This is a genomic window from Gluconobacter sp. (genome assembly GCF_047723935.1).
Lineage (GTDB): Bacteria > Pseudomonadota > Alphaproteobacteria > Acetobacterales > Acetobacteraceae > Gluconobacter.
The window spans coordinates 11,737-28,600 of record NZ_JBDOBO010000012.1; the positions used below are offsets into that span (position 1 = coordinate 11,737).

19 protein-coding genes are annotated in these 16,864 nt (G+C 58.3%); 14 read left to right on the forward strand and 5 right to left on the reverse strand.

Annotation, left to right across the window (positions count from 1 at the left end; all coding sequences use genetic code 11):
- Positions 1-6: 6 nt before the first annotated feature.
- From rapZ to ABF979_RS06915, 12 genes are all read left to right on the forward strand, one after another.
- Positions 7-975, forward strand: a complete 969-nt coding sequence (gene rapZ / locus ABF979_RS06860) for an RNase adapter RapZ (protein WP_415558709.1) — start codon at positions 7-9, stop codon at positions 973-975.
- Positions 972-1,412, forward strand: a complete 441-nt coding sequence (locus ABF979_RS06865) for a PTS sugar transporter subunit IIA (RefSeq protein ID WP_086633509.1) — start codon at positions 972-974, stop codon at positions 1,410-1,412. The genes rapZ and ABF979_RS06865 overlap by 4 nt, the downstream gene beginning before the upstream one ends.
- Before the next feature lies 1 nt (position 1,413).
- The gene (locus tag ABF979_RS06870; RefSeq protein ID WP_086633508.1) at positions 1,414-1,698 is read left to right on the forward strand and encodes an HPr family phosphocarrier protein; all 285 of its coding nucleotides are present in this window, start codon (positions 1,414-1,416) and stop codon (positions 1,696-1,698) included.
- Entirely contained in the window at positions 1,685-3,562 is a 1,878-nt protein-coding gene (ptsP, locus tag ABF979_RS06875; RefSeq protein WP_415558711.1) for a phosphoenolpyruvate--protein phosphotransferase, read from the forward strand. The genes ABF979_RS06870 and ptsP overlap by 14 nt, the downstream gene beginning before the upstream one ends.
- 63 nt (positions 3,563-3,625) lie before the next feature.
- Complete coding sequence (locus tag ABF979_RS06880) at positions 3,626-4,165, forward strand: Fur family transcriptional regulator (protein WP_415558713.1); 540 nt, start codon at positions 3,626-3,628, stop codon at positions 4,163-4,165.
- Between the two features lie 6 nt (positions 4,166-4,171).
- Positions 4,172-4,633, forward strand: coding sequence for a hypothetical protein (locus tag ABF979_RS06885; RefSeq protein WP_415558714.1), 462 nt, complete (start codon positions 4,172-4,174; stop codon positions 4,631-4,633).
- A 107-nt stretch (positions 4,634-4,740) separates the two neighbouring features.
- Positions 4,741-5,406 (forward strand): asparaginase, encoded by a 666-nt coding sequence (locus ABF979_RS06890; RefSeq protein WP_415558716.1) that lies wholly within the window; start codon positions 4,741-4,743, stop codon positions 5,404-5,406.
- Positions 5,327-5,599, forward strand: a complete 273-nt coding sequence (locus ABF979_RS06895) for an asparaginase (RefSeq protein ID WP_415558718.1) — start codon at positions 5,327-5,329, stop codon at positions 5,597-5,599. The genes ABF979_RS06890 and ABF979_RS06895 overlap by 80 nt, the downstream gene beginning before the upstream one ends.
- A gap of 126 nt (positions 5,600-5,725) precedes the next feature.
- The gene (locus ABF979_RS06900) at positions 5,726-7,150 is read left to right on the forward strand and encodes a sugar porter family MFS transporter (RefSeq protein WP_252348560.1); all 1,425 of its coding nucleotides are present in this window, start codon (positions 5,726-5,728) and stop codon (positions 7,148-7,150) included.
- An 88-nt stretch (positions 7,151-7,238) separates the two neighbouring features.
- Entirely contained in the window at positions 7,239-7,649 is a 411-nt protein-coding gene (locus ABF979_RS06905; protein ID WP_211500470.1) for a hypothetical protein, read from the forward strand.
- Between the two features lie 130 nt (positions 7,650-7,779).
- Positions 7,780-8,190, forward strand: coding sequence for a hypothetical protein (locus ABF979_RS06910; RefSeq protein ID WP_099211614.1), 411 nt, complete (start codon positions 7,780-7,782; stop codon positions 8,188-8,190).
- Between the two features lie 20 nt (positions 8,191-8,210).
- The gene (locus tag ABF979_RS06915; RefSeq protein WP_415558720.1) at positions 8,211-8,948 is read left to right on the forward strand and encodes a DUF4097 family beta strand repeat-containing protein; all 738 of its coding nucleotides are present in this window, start codon (positions 8,211-8,213) and stop codon (positions 8,946-8,948) included.
- On the opposite strand, the gene ABF979_RS06920 is transcribed toward ABF979_RS06915, so the two are convergent.
- The 5 genes from ABF979_RS06920 to ABF979_RS06940 form a co-directional block, all read right to left on the reverse strand.
- Positions 8,939-9,661 (reverse strand): RluA family pseudouridine synthase, encoded by a 723-nt coding sequence (locus ABF979_RS06920; RefSeq protein WP_415558722.1) that lies wholly within the window; start codon positions 9,659-9,661, stop codon positions 8,939-8,941. The two genes, ABF979_RS06915 and ABF979_RS06920, sit on opposite strands and share 10 nt — an antisense overlap.
- Positions 9,651-12,359, reverse strand: coding sequence for a DNA translocase FtsK 4TM domain-containing protein (locus tag ABF979_RS06925; protein ID WP_203549172.1), 2,709 nt, complete (start codon positions 12,357-12,359; stop codon positions 9,651-9,653). The genes ABF979_RS06920 and ABF979_RS06925 overlap by 11 nt, the downstream gene beginning before the upstream one ends.
- 117 nt (positions 12,360-12,476) lie before the next feature.
- Positions 12,477-13,076, reverse strand: a complete 600-nt coding sequence (gene rsmD, locus ABF979_RS06930) for a 16S rRNA (guanine(966)-N(2))-methyltransferase RsmD (protein ID WP_064274599.1) — start codon at positions 13,074-13,076, stop codon at positions 12,477-12,479.
- Positions 13,077-13,079: 3 nt separating this feature from the next.
- Positions 13,080-13,865 (reverse strand): pseudouridine synthase, encoded by a 786-nt coding sequence (locus ABF979_RS06935; protein ID WP_046900642.1) that lies wholly within the window; start codon positions 13,863-13,865, stop codon positions 13,080-13,082.
- Entirely contained in the window at positions 13,862-14,602 is a 741-nt protein-coding gene (locus ABF979_RS06940) for a gamma-glutamyl-gamma-aminobutyrate hydrolase family protein (RefSeq protein ID WP_415558724.1), read from the reverse strand. The genes ABF979_RS06935 and ABF979_RS06940 overlap by 4 nt, the downstream gene beginning before the upstream one ends.
- Before the next feature lie 6 nt (positions 14,603-14,608).
- Here ABF979_RS06940 and ABF979_RS06945 point away from each other — a divergent pair, with 6 nt between their 5' ends.
- Positions 14,609-15,073 (forward strand): nucleoside deaminase, encoded by a 465-nt coding sequence (locus tag ABF979_RS06945; protein ID WP_415558726.1) that lies wholly within the window; start codon positions 14,609-14,611, stop codon positions 15,071-15,073.
- A 113-nt stretch (positions 15,074-15,186) separates the two neighbouring features.
- Complete coding sequence (locus ABF979_RS06950) at positions 15,187-16,713, forward strand: Do family serine endopeptidase (protein ID WP_415558728.1); 1,527 nt, start codon at positions 15,187-15,189, stop codon at positions 16,711-16,713.
- The last annotated feature ends 151 nt before the right edge of the window (positions 16,714-16,864 follow it).

The window sequence follows — 16,864 nt, forward strand, 5'->3', positions numbered from 1 at the left end:
GGGCACATGACACCGGCGAATATTCCCGAGTCCGAACCTTCGGCAGGATATGGTCCTGGTTCCAGACAGATCCTGATTGTCACAGGGCTTTCCGGTGCCGGAAAATCATCCATTCTACGTGTGCTTGAAGATCTGGGCCACGAAGTTGTGGACAATCCGCCATTGCATCTGCTCGACGCTCTGGCTTCGCGCAGTGGTAAACGTCTGGCTATCGGCATTGACGTTCGAAGTCGCGGGTTTGAAGCGTCCGGCGTTCTCGATGAAATCGACAAGCTGAAAGCCCTGCCGGGAAGTCAGGTCCAGCTTCTTTATGCGACAGCAGAGCCGGAAATTTTGCTGCGCCGTTTTACAGCCACCCGTCGTCGTCATCCGCTGGTCACCAGTGGCACTGTTCTTCCTGGCATCGAACAGGAAACGCGCCTGCTAGCGCCTCTTCGTGCTCATGCAGACTTTGTGATTGACACGTCTGATCTGCCCGCTCCTGAATTGCGTCAGCTCATCGAAACGCGCTTTGGCAGCCACACAAAAGATGGCCTGACTGTGGCTCTCATGTCCTTCGCCTATCCATCCGGTTTGCCCCGCGAAGCCGATATGGTGTTCGACGCCCGCTTTCTACGTAACCCTCATTATGACGCCACGCTTCAGCCCATGACGGGGCTGGATCAGGCCGTTGTGCAGCACGTGAAGGCTGATCCCGCCTACGGTGCCTTCTTCAGTCATGTGCACGGCCTGCTCGATCTGGTGCTCCCTCGCTTTGTTGAGGAGGGCAAGAAATATGCCACTATTGCTGTCGGATGCAGCGGTGGGCGCCATCGTTCAGTAACCATCATTGAAGAGCTCGCTCGTCTTTTGCCAAAAACAGCCCCTGTTGGCCCGATGATGGTTCTACATAGGGAGCTCGCCCGAAAGGGGCTGTCCTCATGGCGATGGGCTGTTCCCCCGCATGATGCGTCGGTGCAGGACAAGCCTGCATGATTGGTCTGATGCTGGTGACGCACGGCAGGCTGGGCGAAGTTCTGCTTGAAACGATGGTGCACGTGGTCGGGCCTCAGGCCCAGATTGGCATTGTCGGTGTCGGCGATGACGATGACCCAGCACTTCTGCGGCCGGAAGCGGACAAGCTTTTGCATCAGCTTGATACAGGCGAGGGTGTTCTTGTCCTGACGGATATTTTTGGAAGTTCGCCGTCCAATCTGGCTCTGTCCCTTCGGGAACCGGGGCATGTTGAAGTTGTGTCCGGTGTGAATGTTCCCATGCTGGTCAAGCTGGCCAAGACCCGTGTTGGTCTGGATCTTGAAGGCTGTATCGAAAAAGCAACCATGGCTGGGCGTAAGTATATCGCGGTGGCTTCCCAACTCCCTGACCCCTGTCTGCACGGGGGGCCGCGCCCCTGTGTCATGCCGGTTCCGTAAAATGAGCGAAACAACTCTCTCGCCCCGCACTTTGACCATCGTCAATCGGCTGGGGCTTCATGCCCGGGCTGCCGCCAAGCTCGTAACCACGGCTGAGCGATTTGATGCGGAAACTACGGTGGAGCGTGGCGGCAACGTTGTCTCGGCTCTGTCCATCATGGGGCTCATGATGCTGGGTGCTGGAGAAGGCGAGACTGTGACCCTCAGGTCGCACGGGCGGCAGGCTGCTGAAGCGCTGGATGCGGTGGAAGCGCTGATTTCTGACGGATTTGGTGAGCGTGACTGAAACGCCACTTCGGGCACCACGCCCCAGAGTAAGCCGTTCCCGCAAGGTGTCCAACATCTCCCTGACCCTTCAGGGTAAAGCCATTACTCAGGCAATTGGCCTTGGCCCGGCAGGGCGTGTGGAAGAACTGCCCCTTCCGGAAATCGTCGAGCGATACAGCCAGATTGGTTCTGAGGCAGAGCTGACAAGGCTTCAGGGTGCGATTACCCGCGCCCTTCGCCAGATCGAGAAAATGCGGGACAGACTCGTTGGACTTCCGGAAGAAGGGCGCGAAGAGATCGCGACCCTTCTGACGGTTTATGAGCGCATGCTTGGCCCCTCGCGCCTGACGCGGCAAGTCAGGATGCGGATTGAGGAAGAAGGGCTCTGCGCTGAGGCTGCGGTCGCGGATGTCAGCGAGGCTTTGGCGCTTCAGGTTCTGAGAACGGCCGAAGCCATGGCTGGAGAGAACGGCGGCCAGGAACAGGATGCCAATCTGAGGTTGGCAGGCGAGTTTGAGGAAATTGGCCGCAGGTTGATCCGCAACCTGACGGGCGTCTCCTACCGCGCGTTTTCCAGCCTCCCTCCGGGGTCAGTGCTGGTGGCGGAGCAGCTTCGTCCGGCGGATGTGGCGATGATTGATCCCGCCCGGATTGCTGCCGTCGTAACAGAAGGCGGTGGTGGCGCTGATCATACGGCCATCTTACTGCGCGCGCTCGATATTCCAGCCATTCTGGCCGTGCCAAACCTTATGGCGCAGGTCACGGAAGGCGATATGCTTGTCGTGGATGGGCATCTTGGCACCATCACTCTGTCTCCCAATGAAACAGAGCTGCGTCTGGCACGGGAAGCTGCCCAGAAAGAGGCCAAGGAAAAGCGGACTTTCGGTCGCCTGAAAAAGCTTCCTGCCCAGCTTCAGGGTGGCGAACCCATCGAGCTTCTTGCCAATCTGGAGCTCCCAGCCGAATTGCCCATGCTGTTGCGCAATGGCGCCAAGGGAATTGGCCTTCTGCGTAGTGAATTTCTGTTCGGAGAGCGGGACGATCTGCCTGACGAAGACGGGCAGACAACAACGTATCGCTCCATCATTGAAGGCATGGACGGCCGACCGGTCACAATCCGCGTTTTGGACTGGGGCGGTGAAAAAGGGCGGGCCTGCATGCGTCGCCTGGGTCTCGCGGAACAGGTGGCGGATGGAGACAACCCCGCGCTCGGTTTGCGGGGTATTCGTCTTCTTCTGCGCGTTCCGGATGTGCTGGAGACGCAGTTTTCCGCCATTCTGCGGGCGGCTTCGCCTGCTGACGGCAATACGGCCATTGGCCCGGTCCGCATTCTCCTTCCGATGGTAACATCGGCGGATGAGGTGATTGAAGCGCGGGAAATTTATGACAAAGTCGCTCGCCGCCTCAAGCGCCGTCAGATCGTTCTGCCGGACCCGCTGCCGCCCCTGGGTATCATGGTTGAAACGCCCGCAGCAGCTCTGACGGCCAATACCATGGCCCAGCATGCGGACTTTATGGCCCTCGGGACCAACGATCTGACGATGTACACGCTGGCTGTGGATCGGGCCGATTCCATGGTGGCAGACCGCTACAGTCCGCTGCACCCTGCCGTACTTCAGCTGATTGCCCTGACAGCAGAGTCTGCCCTGCGGGCTCATCGTCCTATCTCGGTATGTGGAGAAATGGCATCGGACCCGCGGGTTGTCGCGCTGCTGATCGGACTTGGCCTGCGGTCATTTTCGATGAATTCTGCCTCTCTTCCACGCGTGAAACGCCTGATCAGAACGCTGAAGATGGAAGACTGTGATCACCTCAGGCGCCATGTGATGATGGAGACTGATCTGGCCTCCATTCAGTCGCTGATCCGTGATTTCGCACTCTGATTCTGGCGCGCTTCAAGGCTCTCTATCGAAAAACAGTCGGCATGATGCCATATAGGAGAGACCATGCCGGATTCGTCTTTTGAGACCTCCTCTGCGGAGGACCTGTCCTTTTCCCCATCCATCACCTCCCGTCTTGAGCGGGCTGGGGACTGGTGCCGTCACCGTGGGCAACGCCTGACGGAGACGCGACGTCAGGTTCTTGGGCTGATCCTGTCTTCCGATAAGCCGTCCGGTGCTTACGATTTGCTGGCGCGATTGCGGCCAGCGCACCCCAATGCCGCCCCTCCGACCGTTTACCGTGCACTGGATTTCCTTCTGGAACAGGGGCTGATCCATCGGCTTGAAAGACTGAGTGCTTTCGTTGCCTGCTCCCATGCGACAGACTGCCACCATGGCTGCGATCATGGGGAATGGGGTGTTCATCGTGCTCAGTTCCTGATCTGCAAATCCTGCGGGCGGGCATGGGAGCTGGAACAGGAAACGATCGTGCCGGCCCTTATGCTGGCGGCCAAGGATGTTGGATTTCGGGCTGAGGCCGCAACTGTAGAAATTGAAGGTGTTTGCGCAGCCTGCCAGAAAACCGGCGTTCGAATCGGGAACTGACCCATCATGGGCGTGCGACGTTCTCCACCGCCCGCCCTGCCGTTTGATACTCTTCCAGAGAGCTCCTCACCTTCTTCCCAAGGCCGCCGGGTTAAGAAGACCCCGGATATCTCTCAGCCTGACCTCCTGGAATGGCAGCCTCCAGTAACGCATCTTACTGCTGAGGACGTGGGCGCTATCATGCTTGAGGCTGTGGCGTTCCGTCCTCTGGCAGGCGAGACTTTTCTGTATGCCTTGATGGATTTTGCTCAGGGACAAGCTATTTTCAAAGACGGATTGTCCCTCGCGGATCGGCTGGTTTTTCTCGAAGGTCCTCAGGCAGTATTGGCTCTGGCTGACATTCCGCCAGAGCAGGAAATCGGCATCCTGCGTGTGCGACGTCGACTAATCCAGTCCTGGCTGGAGGTGGCTCAACAGGGCCACGGGCCCTGCTATGTACTGGTTGCCAAAGATCCATCCCACAGCTGACAACAGAGGTTCAGGGACATGACAGGACAGACGGGCTCAGGATTGCTCGCGGACGTCATGCGTAGAAAACAGGCTGAGTCACGGCCTCTCGGTCGGGCTGCGGTGACGTGAATGCGGCTGTTTTTCCGCGCTCAACCGTCAAGTTTCTTCTGGTAATTGAACTCGTCGAAAGTGGAGCGGCTGACAGGCTGGGCCTTACCGACGAAGCTCTTGCTCTCGCCTTTGCCTCTCACAATGGCGAAGAGGCTCCTGCCAAGGTCGCTGCCTCCATGCTCGCCGCTGCGGGGCGGGATGTGACTGCTCTGGAATGTGGAACTCATTGGCCAACCTATGAGCCCGCCGCGCGCTCTCTGGCAGCTGCTCATCAATCCGCATGTCCGCTTCACAACAACTGTTCCGGCAAGCATGCCGGGCTTATCTGTCTGGCTTGTGATCCGGGCGTAGACCCGCTGGGCTATATTGATCCTGTCCACGAGATCCAGCGCCGCGTGACAGATGTTCTGGCCTCCATGACCCAGACGCCTCATACAGCTACCAACCGGGGAACGGATGGCTGTTCAATGCCAACATATGCAGTGCCTCTGAAGGCTCTTGCCCATGGTTTTGCCCGGTTCGGGAGTGGAGTCGGTCTTTCTTCTGAAAGAGCCAAAGCCAAGCACCGCCTTCGGAAAGGCGGTAGCAGCCCATCCGTTCATGGTAGCCGGAACCGGACGATACGACACAACGGTCATGAACAATTTCGAAACTCGTGCGTTCATCAAAATGGGCGCTGAAGGTGTCATGATCGCAGCATTGCCGGAACAGGGACTGGGTTTCGCCATCAAGACGGATGACGATGCCAATAGGGCGGCAGAAGTGGCCATCTCGGCTCTGCTGCATCATTTCGGGGGTGAATCGCTCTGCCGGATGCCGGAAGATCATGCGGTTTTCGTTCGCACCAAGACGCAGACACTGCGGAACTGGTAGGGCGTCATAGTCGGTAAGATCAGGGCTGCCCTCACGATCTGAGCCAGATCGTGTATATAAAGTAACTATTCAGGCATCCACTCCAACAGGTGGATGTCATTTTTTTGCGAAGGATACCCGCCAAGCATGACGGATCAGGTCAGGACCGAAGAGACCATCCAGCCAGATAACAGTGGAACGTCTGTTTTTGATCCAACACGGTTCAAGATCATCGCCATTGGAGTGATTGCCGCGCTCGCAGGGTTAATGTCCGGTCTGGATATCGGTGTTGTTGCGGGTGCTCTGGACCTGATCGGCAAGGAATATCATGCCTCGACGCTGGCACTGGAATGGGTGGTTAGCTCCATGATGGCAGGTGCCGCCGCTGGTGCTTTGGGTGCAGGCTGGCTCTCCCATCATCTGGGCCGCAAGCGATCCCTTATTCTTGGCGCAGCAGTGTTCGTGGTTGGAACGCTGGGCTGTGCCATGGGGTGGTCCATTCCTTCCATCATTGTCTTCCGCGTTATCATGGGGATTGCGGTCGGTATTTCAGCCTTTACGGCGCCGCTGTACCTGTCGGAAATCGCCAGCGAAGAATCGCGTGGCGCTATGGTTTCGACGTACCAGTTGATGGTGACGGTCGGTATTTTCGTCGCGTTCCTGTCAGACACCTATTTTTCCTACAGTGAAAACTGGCGCTGGATGTTTGGTGTTGCAGGTATTCCTGCGGTCCTGTTTCTGATTGGCGTTCTGTTCCTGCCATACAGCCCGCGCTGGCTGATTATGCAGGGACGTCACAAGGAAGCTCGTGAAATCCTCGTGGATCTGCGGAATGACCCGCTGGAGGCTGCCAAGGAAATTCGCGCCATTCGTGAACAGCTTGAAACCAAGCAGGAAGGCTTCAAGCTGTTCCGCACGAACAGCAATTTCCGCCGTTCTGTCGCTCTTGGCATCATGTTGCAGGCGATGCAGCAGCTCGCGGGCATCAATATCGTTATGTATTACGCCCCGAATATCCTTGCGGCAGCTCATTTCGATGCGCATTCCCAGATGTGGTGCACGGCCATTATCGGCCTGGTCAACATGCTGGCAACGTTTGTGGCGGTTGGCCTTGTGGATCGCTGGGGCCGTAAGCCAATCCTGTATGCTGGCTTCACGGTCATGGCGATTGGAATGGGCGTGCTTGCCATGCTGCTTCAGGGCGGCATGACAACGCAGTCTTCCCAGATTGCAGCCGTGTTCCTGCTGATGATCTTCTGTGCCGGATTTGCGATGTCTGCTGGCCCGCTGATGTGGGTTCTCTGTGCGGAAATTCAGCCTCTTGGCGGTCGCGATTTCGGTATTGCGATGTCAACATTCACAAATTGGATGACCAATCTTCTGGTGGGTGTGAGCTTCCTGTCGCTTATGAAAGCCATTGGAACAGGTGGAACATTCTGGCTCTTCGCAGGCCTGAATGCACTGTTCTTGCTGCTGACAATCCTGTTCGTGCCAGAAACAAAGGGCATGTCTCTGGCCGTTATCGAGAAGCGACTGATGCAGGGCACAAAGCTGCGCAAGCTCGGCCGCTAATCTCCCAAAACATATTCTGCCCGATAGAAACGTTCGGCCTTTGGTCGGGCGTTTCTGCTATAAAGGGGATCAGCTGAAGGAGGCTGTCATGACCAATTTTTCTCTCTCGTCCGAAGGTCCGGGTCGTGGAGGCGTTCTCCTTGTTTATGGGCTCTATATCGCCCGGTTTTTCACGGGCATTTCCCTATTGGCGGGAGTGATCCTCGCTTACGTCCTGAAAGGCTCCAGCCACGGTGTGGTCCGAACGCATCTGAGCTGGCTCATTCGTTTATTCTGGTATGACGTTGCCTTCATCATCGGGTGTGCTGCTCTTTTCGGCGCCTGTTTCATTACCGAACCTCCCGGAAGTTCCGGGCCAGGACAGCTCCTGTTCCTGATTCCGATTGGTATTTTTGCTCTGTGGAACATCGCTCTGCTCGTGTCGCTGTTTTATGGCGTACGGTCCCTGACGCAGGGCCAGGGGCCACTGCCTGATCGCTTCCGGGCGCTTGGCGAATAAACTGGCGAATTACGCCATTCTCAGCCTGTCTTGCATTGAGTGGTAAGGCAGGCTGGTAGGAAAATCAGGAACTGGCACAGTTTCTGCATGAGCTCTTCTGTTGAGGATCATCCTCCAGAGGAGTTCATTCATGTACACCACGACGATGTCCGGTTATGGAGCCGCCCGACAGGATACGGGCCGTGACTACGTCCTGCTGATTTATGCGCTGTATCTAGCCGGCTTCTTTACAGGAATTACGGCATTCGTGGGCGTAACACTCGCCCATGTAGCGCGCCGCTCCGCAACTGGCCTGAAACGTGCCCAGTTGGACTGGCAGATCAGACTGTTCTGGTACGGTGCATTTGCGCTGACAGTTATTGGCCTGATTCACCTGATGGTCGCAGGACTTGGCGCCATCACGGGTGGCCTTGGTCTGGTCTTCATGGTCGTGCCGTGGGGACTGACCCTGACATGGGGTATTCTCACCGCCTGGGCCGTCGTGCGTGGAATGTATGCAGCATTGATGAACCGCCCGGTTGCATCATCCAACTCCTTCTGATGCCAAAGAAAGCGAATACAATGCCTGTTTTCCGTGCCGTTTTCCCTGTGCTGCTTGCTGCAACCTGCCTGACTTCCAGCGCGCTCGCTGCTCCGCTCAGTCAGAGCACATCTAGCGAAGATCTATCCTACGCAACCCTGCCGGAAGGGGGGATCATTTCCACCATTAGTGGGGATGTGGAGGTTAAAACCTCTTCCGGGCCGCTTTCCATCCGGAGTGTCAGCGGTGATACGGACGTTTCATCATCCAATGGCCCTGTATCCGTCACAACGGTTAGTGGCGATACCCAGATTGGTCAGATTCAGGGTGCGCTTCAGATCAAGTCCGTTAGCGGCGATATCACTGTTGCCGGGGCAGTTGGGGCTGCGATGCTGATGACCGTGAGCGGTGACGCACATCTTGAGAAAGCAGCCGGGGACGTCACGGCCAAGAGCTCTAGCGGCGATCAGGACATCACCCTGACCTCAGCACCCAATGCGCGCACTGTGCTTTTGGAATCTGCGTCTGGCGATATCACGCTTCACTTGCCGAAGGGTTTTGGTGGAACCTTCGACATCCAGCTTCGTCAGGGACGCTCGCAGAAAGACTTTCCCCTTGAGCAGTCACTGGGTCTGGCTGTGAATGTTGGTCCGTGGGAGAAACAGAGCCTTATCTCAAGTGAATCCCGGAAGATTACAGCAAGTGGAAAGGTCGGTGACGGGAAAGACCATGTTACGCTCCGGGATGTCTCCGGAACCATCCGTATCGTTCAGGACTGACCGTCCCACCCCAAGTGGCGTAGCGCCTCAGCCATAGCTGGGGCGGGCGGCGCAACCGCGTCGAGGGTTTCCTCAGCGAGCGGTACGTGAAGACTGCGGGCCAGAAGATGCAGGCCCCCTGCATTGTCTGAGCCGTAGACCCTGTCACCTACAATCGGTGTCCCGAGATGCGCACAATGGATGCGGGCCTGATGGGTACGTCCTGTAAGAAGTTCCAGCTCCAGCCAGCTCCGGCTGCCTGCCTGGCCCAGAACGCGCCACCGTGTGATGGCAGCATCACCTTTCGGGTCCACAATCATACGCCAGCCTGAGGGCATCGAATGTCGGAGCAGGGGAGCGGAAATTTCACCTTCCTGCTGAGTTGGGACGCCTTCAACAACGGTCCAGTACAGTTTGCGGACCTGGCGCGCCTGAAAAGCATTCTGGGCTTCGATCAGAGCCGTCTTGCGGCGTGCAATCAGCAGGCAGCCGGATGTGTCCGCATCAAGGCGGTGGGCCAGCCAAGGCCCTCCGCGTGGATGGGTCACAAGGCGCGTCTCTACGGAATCCTGAGTGGATGGACCGGGGTGAACAGCCAGCCCGGCGGGTTTGTTCAGGATCAGGAAGCGCGAGGTTTCCAGCAGAACAGGAAGATCCTGCCCCAGATAGAAAAGACCACGCGGGGTAGGGGAGGGGGGAGTTTCGCCGCGGCTTCTGCGTCTGTCAGTCCTCATGGGATGCCGGACGACGGGCTAGAATTTCACGTTTGCCCACATGGTTGGCTGGCCCGATGATGCCTTCCTTTTCCATCTGGTCAATCAGTTTCGCCGCACGGTTATACCCGATCGAGAGATGGCGCTGGATAAAGCTGGTTGAGGCGCGACCTTCCGTCATGACAATGTCTACGGCCTGTTCGAACAGGCTGCCTTCACCATCGCCACCGCTTCCGCCGCTGCTCATGCCGCCACCGGAGGAGCCACCTTCTTCATCTTCCCCGGAGACAACGTCATCGTTGTAGATCGGATCGCCCTTGGAGCGCAGATCGGCCACGACTTCTTCAACCTCATCATCCGCCACAAACGGTCCATGGACACGCGTAATGCGGCCACCGCCCTGCATGAACAGCATGTCACCCTGACCAAGAAGCTGCTCGGCACCCTGTTCCTGCAGAATGGTCCGACTGTCGAACTTACTAATAACCTGGAAGGAAATACGGGTTGGGAAGTTGGCCTTGATGGTGCCGGTAATCACGTCAACGGACGGACGCTGCGTTGCCATGATGACGTGAATACCAGCAGCACGCGCCTTCTGCGCAAGACGCTGCACCGCCGTCTCGATTTCCTTGCCCGCGACCATCATCAGGTCAGCCATTTCGTCGATCACCACAACGATATACGGCAGGTTTTCCAGAGGAACCTGCTGTTCGTCAAAGACGGGTTTGCCTGTTTCAGGGTCAAAGCCGGTCTGAACGCGGCGGGTGACCATCTCACCGGATGCCCGGAGTTGGCTGACGCGTTCGTTGTAGCCGTTGATATTACGGACCTGAAGCTGCGCCATCAGACGATAGCGACGGTCCATCTCCTGCACGGTCCACTTGAGAGCACTGACAGCCTTTGCCGGTTCCGTCACCACTGGGGTCAGAAGATGCGGAATTCCGTCGTAAATCGACAGTTCCAAGATCTTTGGATCAATCATGATCAGACGGCACTCTTCCGGGCTAAGCCGATAGAGCAGTGACAGGATCATGGAGTTGATGCCGACGGACTTACCCGATCCAGTCGTACCAGCCACCAGAAGATGCGGCATTTTTGCCAGGTCCGTATAGACCGGAACGCCAGCAATATCCTTACCAAGCGCAATCTGGAGGCGGCCCACGCCATTGGTCCATTCCGGCGTCATAAGCAGTTCGGAGAAAAACACCATTTCGCGCTTGGCGTTCGGAACCTCGATACCAATGACATTCCGGCCCGGCACCGTCGCGATACGCACACTGAGAACGGAGAGGGACCGTGCTACGTCATCCGCCAGACCGATCACACGTGACGATCGGATACCCGGAGCCGGTTCAAGCTCATAAAGCGTGACAACCGGGCCTGCGTGAATGTCGCCAATTGTGCCCTGAACGCCGTAATCCGCCAGAACACTTTCCAGCAGTCGGGCATTGGACTGAAGCGTTTCCTGCGAGGGACCTGTGGAGGCGTGTGCAGGCGGTGGGTTCAGCAGAGACAGCGGGGGAAGTTCCCAGCCTGTTGCTGCGGGGGTGCGCGGTGGCATCGGGCGTGCGGCAGGTTGCGGCTGAGCCGGCCGCTCAGGACGACGCATTCCAAACAGGCTGCGGCGCTGTTCTGGCTCTGGTGCCGGCGGCTCGATGCTGCTCTGCGGCCCATCTTCATCCGCATCGTCTTCAACATGCGAACGCTGGATCGTTTGAACGTTCCTCTGGCGGGCAATCTGCGCCAGTCGTTCGGCATAAGGGTTGGACGGCGCTTCTTCCTCTTCCGGCACCTGCGGATCTGGGGCCGCGGCACTGGCAGCTTCTTTCCGCATGACCGCCGGATGCTCGTAAGGGTCTTCCGCCGTTTCCATGGGAGGCTGCATCCAGCCCGTATTCTGCGGCACGAAGGGAGACGGGCGCGTGCTTGGGTCGCTCTTGCCGAAGCTACGCCGCAGAAAAGACAGAGGCGCTGCATCTGGTGCAGGGCTGCTTCCCGTGTTGCCACGCTGGAATTCGTACTGACGCGGGTCGGGAGCAGGACGATCGGATGTCTGCGGGCCGTTCATGCGTCGGGCAAGGGCCACGGGCTGGCGGGCCAGCAATGCGGCGCCCTGTCCCATGGCGCGCCATTCGCGCCACTGAAGCCCCATGGCAAGTGGCATCAGAATGCCCATCAGGAGCAGAACAAGAAACACTGCCAGTGCACTGCCTGCTGAACCGGCTTCAGCATGTGCGGCATCAAGCAGGCGATGAGCACAGGACACGCCCATTTCGCCGCCCAGACCGGCCGCTGTCGGCCAGGCCACTTCAAGCCCCGGAATAAGCAGCTGGAGCGTGCCAATGAACGTGGCGCCAGCTGGAAGAAGCAGGAGTGCAGCAATAATCCGGACGATGGGTGCGCTCATGCCGTGATGGCGGACCATACGCCAGGCCCAGGCCAGCAGCACGACAATCGGCAGACCGCTTCCTAGGCCCAGCCACTGCACCAGACCATCCGAAATAGTGGCGCCGGTCCGGCCCAGAAGGTTCGTTGGTTCTGTTCCCGTGGACGTATTGAACGACGGATCGTGCGGGTTGAAGCTCCACAGCGCGATGCCGATGGCAACAGCCGCAATCAGAAAGCCCAGTCCCAGAAGCTCCATGAGGCGGGCATTCAGCGCACTCCGGAGCTTTGGTGTCATGTGACGGTCGTGTGCTTCACGAACGATGTTGCGCACTGTGCTGGTCGAACGGCTGAACACGGCCAAGTCTCGTCACCCCGTCGGTTTTCTGGATTACGGCTTTCAGATCAAGACTGAATTATACCTGACAGGCCACTGAATACAGTAGGAAAATTAAGGAACAGTGGATGAATGTCGCCAGATGGTCACCTTTGCCGCGCCGAATTTCCGGATCACGAGTGGCTCGGCAGGAAGTGTGGGGGAAAAGTGTTCGGAAGGTGGCACAAACGGGGCAAAATCTTCAGTCGCTCCCGTCTCTGCAACGATCAGTGCACCTTCGGCTATCCAGCCCCCTCGTGCCAGAGCGCGCAGACCCGATTCGACCAGTGTTTTCCCGTAAGGTGGATCCAGGAAAATCAGCGTATGCGGCTCTGTCGCACGGGGCGGATGCGTCACGCTGCAACTCAGCACGCGGGAGATGTCCCGGGCGCGACAGATATCGAGATTGGCGCGCAGGGCGTTCAGGGCATTGCGGTCCCGCTCGATGAAAGATGCGCGCTGAGCCCCTCGAGACAGGGCTTCCAGGCCCATCGCCCCTGTCCCGGCATAACCGTCCAGAACAATGGCCTCTTCAAGCTCATCATGCCCGTACCACGGGGCATGAGCCAGCATGTCAAAGATGGCCTGCCGCGTCCGATCAGATGTGGGGCGCGTCCCTTCTCCCCGTGGGGCCATAAGTGCACGGCCCTTGTTCTCTCCGCCAACAATCCGCATGAATCAGCGGGTCCGCTTGCGGGTCGGAGCAGGTAGATCGGGGATCTGCTCGCGCAGTGTCTTACCGTTGACTTCTTCAAGCTCGCGCGCCTTCAGAGAGCCGAGCTGAAACGGACCATACGACAGACGGATCAGTCGGCTCACATGCAGGTTCAGGCCGCGCATAACCTGACGGATTTCACGGTTTTTGCCTTCACGCAAAGAGACGGTCAGCCAGGAGTTGTCACCCTTGACGGAGTCCAGTTCGGCTTCGATCGAGCCGTAACGGATGCCTTCAAATTCAAAACCATCGACCAGAGAGGCCAGACGTCTCTCGTCCACCATGCCAAAGACGCGCACACGGTAACGGCGGACCCAGGCATTGCCGGGCAGCTCCAGACGACGTGCCAGTTCGCCATCGTTTGTCAGCAGCAGCAGACCTTCGGAATTGATATCCAGTCGGCCGACGCTGATAACACGCGGCATTCCTTCGGGCAGGGAGTCAAAAACTGTCCGGCGTTCCTGCGGATCACGATGCGTGGTCAGAAGGCCGTCAGGCTTGTGATAACGCCACAGACGGGTACGCTCGGGATTATCCACGGGCTTACCGTCAACCAGCACGATGTCACCCGGCTGAACGAATGTTGCGGGATGCGTGACGGGCTGGCCGTCCATCTTGATCCGGCCGTCTTCGATCATGCGTTCCACGTCACGACGGCTGGCAACGCCAGCGCGCGCAAGGAACTTCGCGATGCGTTCGCCTCTTGGGCCGTCGGATGTTTCAGGGGTCGGGTTAAGTTCTTCGGTCATCGTGCTGCTGCCTCCACCAGCGCCGCATACAGGCGACGGTCGCCGGGGTCGAGGGTGAATTCAGGATGCCACTGTACACCAATGGCGAATTTTGCGTCGTCCAGTTCGATTGCCTCGATCACACCGTCTGCTGCAACAGCCGAGATTTTTGCCTTTCCTGCCGTCCGCACAGCCTGATGGTGGGAGGAATTGACATGCATGATCTCGGTGTCAGCAATGCGGGCCAGGCGGGTGCCAGCCACAAAGGAAACCGTATGTCCGGGTTCATGGCGCGGGTTGGGCTGCTCGTGTTCCAGTTCGGGTGGAAGATGCTGGATCAGTGTCCCGCCCGCATTCACGGCCATAAGTTGCATGCCGCCACAGATTCCCAGAACAGGAATGTCCCGCTTGAGTGCAGCATGCAGAAGGGCAAGCTCGGCAGATGTTCTGGCGGGACGGGGGCTGGTTAACGCGTGAGGCTCTTCCCCATACAGCGCCGGATCAACGTCAAACGCGCCGCCAGTAATAACGAGGGCGTCCAGGCGCTCTACCATCGCGTCCGCGTTCCCTACATACCCCAAGCAGACTGGTAAGCCGCCAGCATCACTGAGGGCCGTGAGATAATTTTCCCGCAAGGCATAATAAGGATAGCGAGAAAATTGCCCCGGACCGCCAGGTTCATGATCGAGCGTAAGACCAATGAGCGGAGCTGTGTTCCGGGAAGGGGATGGACGGGCAGTGGTCATACGCCCCATCATCGCATCATGATTCAGGCCGATACAAGCCGCGCCATGCAGATGGCTCTTGATGCCGCAGACGAAGCGGCCCGACAGGGTGAAGTTCCCGTGGGGGCAGTCGTACTGAATGCGGCGGGAGATGTCGTGTCCGTGGCGCGCAACCGCGTAGAGGAACTGTATGACGCCTCGGCCCATGCTGAACTCTTGGCCATGCGTGCGGCGGCGGTGAAGCTTGGCTCGCCGCGCCTGACAGGATGTACGCTTGTTGTCACGCTGGAACCCTGCCCGATGTGCGCGGGCGCCATTGTGCATTTCAGGTGCGAGCGTGTCGTGTTCGGTGCTTATGATCCCAAAGGTGGCGGGGTGGAACACGGTCCACGTGTGTTTGAACGGCCGACCTGCCTGCACAGGCCGGAAGTGATCGGCGGCCTACGCGAACGGGAAGCTGCTCTTCAGCTCAGAACATTCTTCCAGCGGCTGCGGAAAGGGTGACAAACAAAGACTTACGGATGTTTCACCTCCCGGTCAGCTTGGTGAATGGGAACGCAGTGCATAGTGCGGACTTATAACGACCGAACCGTTCTTCTGTAACAATCGGGACTGACATGACCACACGCTTCCGCGCTTCCCTTGCTGCCCTCGCTGCCACGACCTTTCTGGTCGCTGCTCCCGCTGCCATGGCGGATAACGGAGCCATCAAGCCGCAGACCAATGTTCAGGCGCTGCCCAACTTCGTCACTCTTGTGAAGCAGGTGAAGCCTGCCGTTGTTTCCATCACGGCACACATCAAGGCCGATGTTGCCGAGCAGGAAGAAAACGGCCCAGGCGGTGATGGCGGCGGCGGAATGCAGGGCTCGCCTTTCCCGTTTCCCTTCCCGTTCCAGATGATGCCGCAGCAACAGCAGCAGAACCGCACGGTGGAAGCTCGCGGATCAGGCTTCATCATCTCGGCTGATGGTTATGTCGTGACCAACAACCACGTTGTGAATGGCGCCACGAAGGTGACGGTCACGCTGGATGACGGGACCACATTGCAGGCCAAGATCATTGGTCGTGATCCGAAGACGGACGTGGCTCTTCTGCGTGTGAAGCCAACCGGAAAACTGCCGTTCATTGACCTCGGTGATTCTGATGATGTCCAGCCGGGCGAATGGGTCGTTGCCGTCGGCAATCCCTACGGTCTTGGCGGAACCGTGACGGCAGGTATCGTCTCGGCTCTGGGCCGTGATCTGCATTCCGGCGCGTATAACGACTTCATCCAGGTTGATGCGCCGATCAATCACGGCAACTCCGGTGGCCCGCTGTTCACGCAGGACGGCAAGGTCGTGGGCATCAACTCCATGATCATTTCGCCGAACGGTGGTGGTTCAATCGGTATCGGCTTCGCCATCCCGTCCAACACCGTGCGCTCCGTTGTTGATCAGCTTGAAAAGACCGGTCATGTGACGCGTGGCTATTTCGGCATCGAAGGGCAGGACATCTCTCCGACGATGGCACAGGCCCTGAACCTGAAGTCCCCGGAACCGGGCGCTCCCCCGCATGGAACGCTGGTGGCGTCCGTCTCCAAGGGTAGCCCAGCCGAAAAGGCTGGTATCAAGAGCGGCGACGTAATCCTGACGCTGAATGGCCATCCGGTGAAGAACGGCCATGATCTGGCTGTGAAGGTTGTCTCCATTGCACCAGGAACAGACGCTACGGTGAACCTGCTGCGTGATGGTAAGCCGATGGATGTGAAATTCACGGTGGGCAACCTCGCCAATCAGGATCATGGCAGTGGGGGTGCAGATAGCAGCCAGTCCGCCGGTGCTGGCAAGCTTGGTGTGTCTTTGGCATCCCTGACGCCGCGCGCCCGACAGGAACTGGGCCTTGATGACAGCGTGCAGGGCGCCGTCGTTGCTGACGTTGTTCAGGGTTCCCCGGCTGACCAGTCTGGCATTCGTCCGGGCGACATTATTGTGGCCGTGGGAAATCACGTCACGCCGTCTCCGAAGGCTGTGGTAGCGCAGGTGCGTGACGCTCTGTCTCGCAAGCAGCCCCCTTTGCTACGCATCCTGCGTGATGGTCAGCAGCTCTTTGTTGCTGTCTCCCCTGATGGTTCGGATGATGGCAGCCTAGGTGACGACAGCCAGTAATCCGCTTATCCGGTTTTGCGAAACGGAGCGGGGAGACAGATGTCTCCCCGCTTTTTTTATGTTTGTCACAGGGGACGGCGTGAGAGTTCTGTAACTGGACAGAAGGCCCGAGATAAGTTTTTCTGAGCCGCAATTGGCGTTCGTGCGTTAC

Coding starts and splice junctions, on each gene's coding strand:
- rapZ (WP_415558709.1), top strand. CDS start 7: ATGACACCGGCGAATATTCCCGAGTCCGAACCTTCGGCAGGATATGGT.
- ABF979_RS06865 (WP_086633509.1), top strand. CDS start 972: ATGATTGGTCTGATGCTGGTGACGCACGGCAGGCTGGGCGAAGTTCTG.
- ABF979_RS06870 (WP_086633508.1), top strand. CDS start 1,414: ATGAGCGAAACAACTCTCTCGCCCCGCACTTTGACCATCGTCAATCGG.
- ABF979_RS06880 (WP_415558713.1), top strand. CDS start 3,626: ATGCCGGATTCGTCTTTTGAGACCTCCTCTGCGGAGGACCTGTCCTTT.
- ABF979_RS06885 (WP_415558714.1), top strand. CDS start 4,172: ATGGGCGTGCGACGTTCTCCACCGCCCGCCCTGCCGTTTGATACTCTT.
- ABF979_RS06895 (WP_415558718.1), top strand. CDS start 5,327: ATGGTAGCCGGAACCGGACGATACGACACAACGGTCATGAACAATTTC.
- ABF979_RS06900 (WP_252348560.1), top strand. CDS start 5,726: ATGACGGATCAGGTCAGGACCGAAGAGACCATCCAGCCAGATAACAGT.
- ABF979_RS06905 (WP_211500470.1), top strand. CDS start 7,239: ATGACCAATTTTTCTCTCTCGTCCGAAGGTCCGGGTCGTGGAGGCGTT.
- ABF979_RS06910 (WP_099211614.1), top strand. CDS start 7,780: ATGTACACCACGACGATGTCCGGTTATGGAGCCGCCCGACAGGATACG.
- ABF979_RS06915 (WP_415558720.1), top strand. CDS start 8,211: ATGCCTGTTTTCCGTGCCGTTTTCCCTGTGCTGCTTGCTGCAACCTGC.
- ABF979_RS06920 (WP_415558722.1), bottom strand. CDS start 9,661: ATGAGGACTGACAGACGCAGAAGCCGCGGCGAAACTCCCCCCTCCCCT.
- rsmD (WP_064274599.1), bottom strand. CDS start 13,076: ATGCGGATTGTTGGCGGAGAGAACAAGGGCCGTGCACTTATGGCCCCA.
- ABF979_RS06935 (WP_046900642.1), bottom strand. CDS start 13,865: ATGACCGAAGAACTTAACCCGACCCCTGAAACATCCGACGGCCCAAGA.
- ABF979_RS06940 (WP_415558724.1), bottom strand. CDS start 14,602: ATGATGGGGCGTATGACCACTGCCCGTCCATCCCCTTCCCGGAACACA.
- ABF979_RS06945 (WP_415558726.1), top strand. CDS start 14,609: ATGATTCAGGCCGATACAAGCCGCGCCATGCAGATGGCTCTTGATGCC.
- ABF979_RS06950 (WP_415558728.1), top strand. CDS start 15,187: ATGACCACACGCTTCCGCGCTTCCCTTGCTGCCCTCGCTGCCACGACC.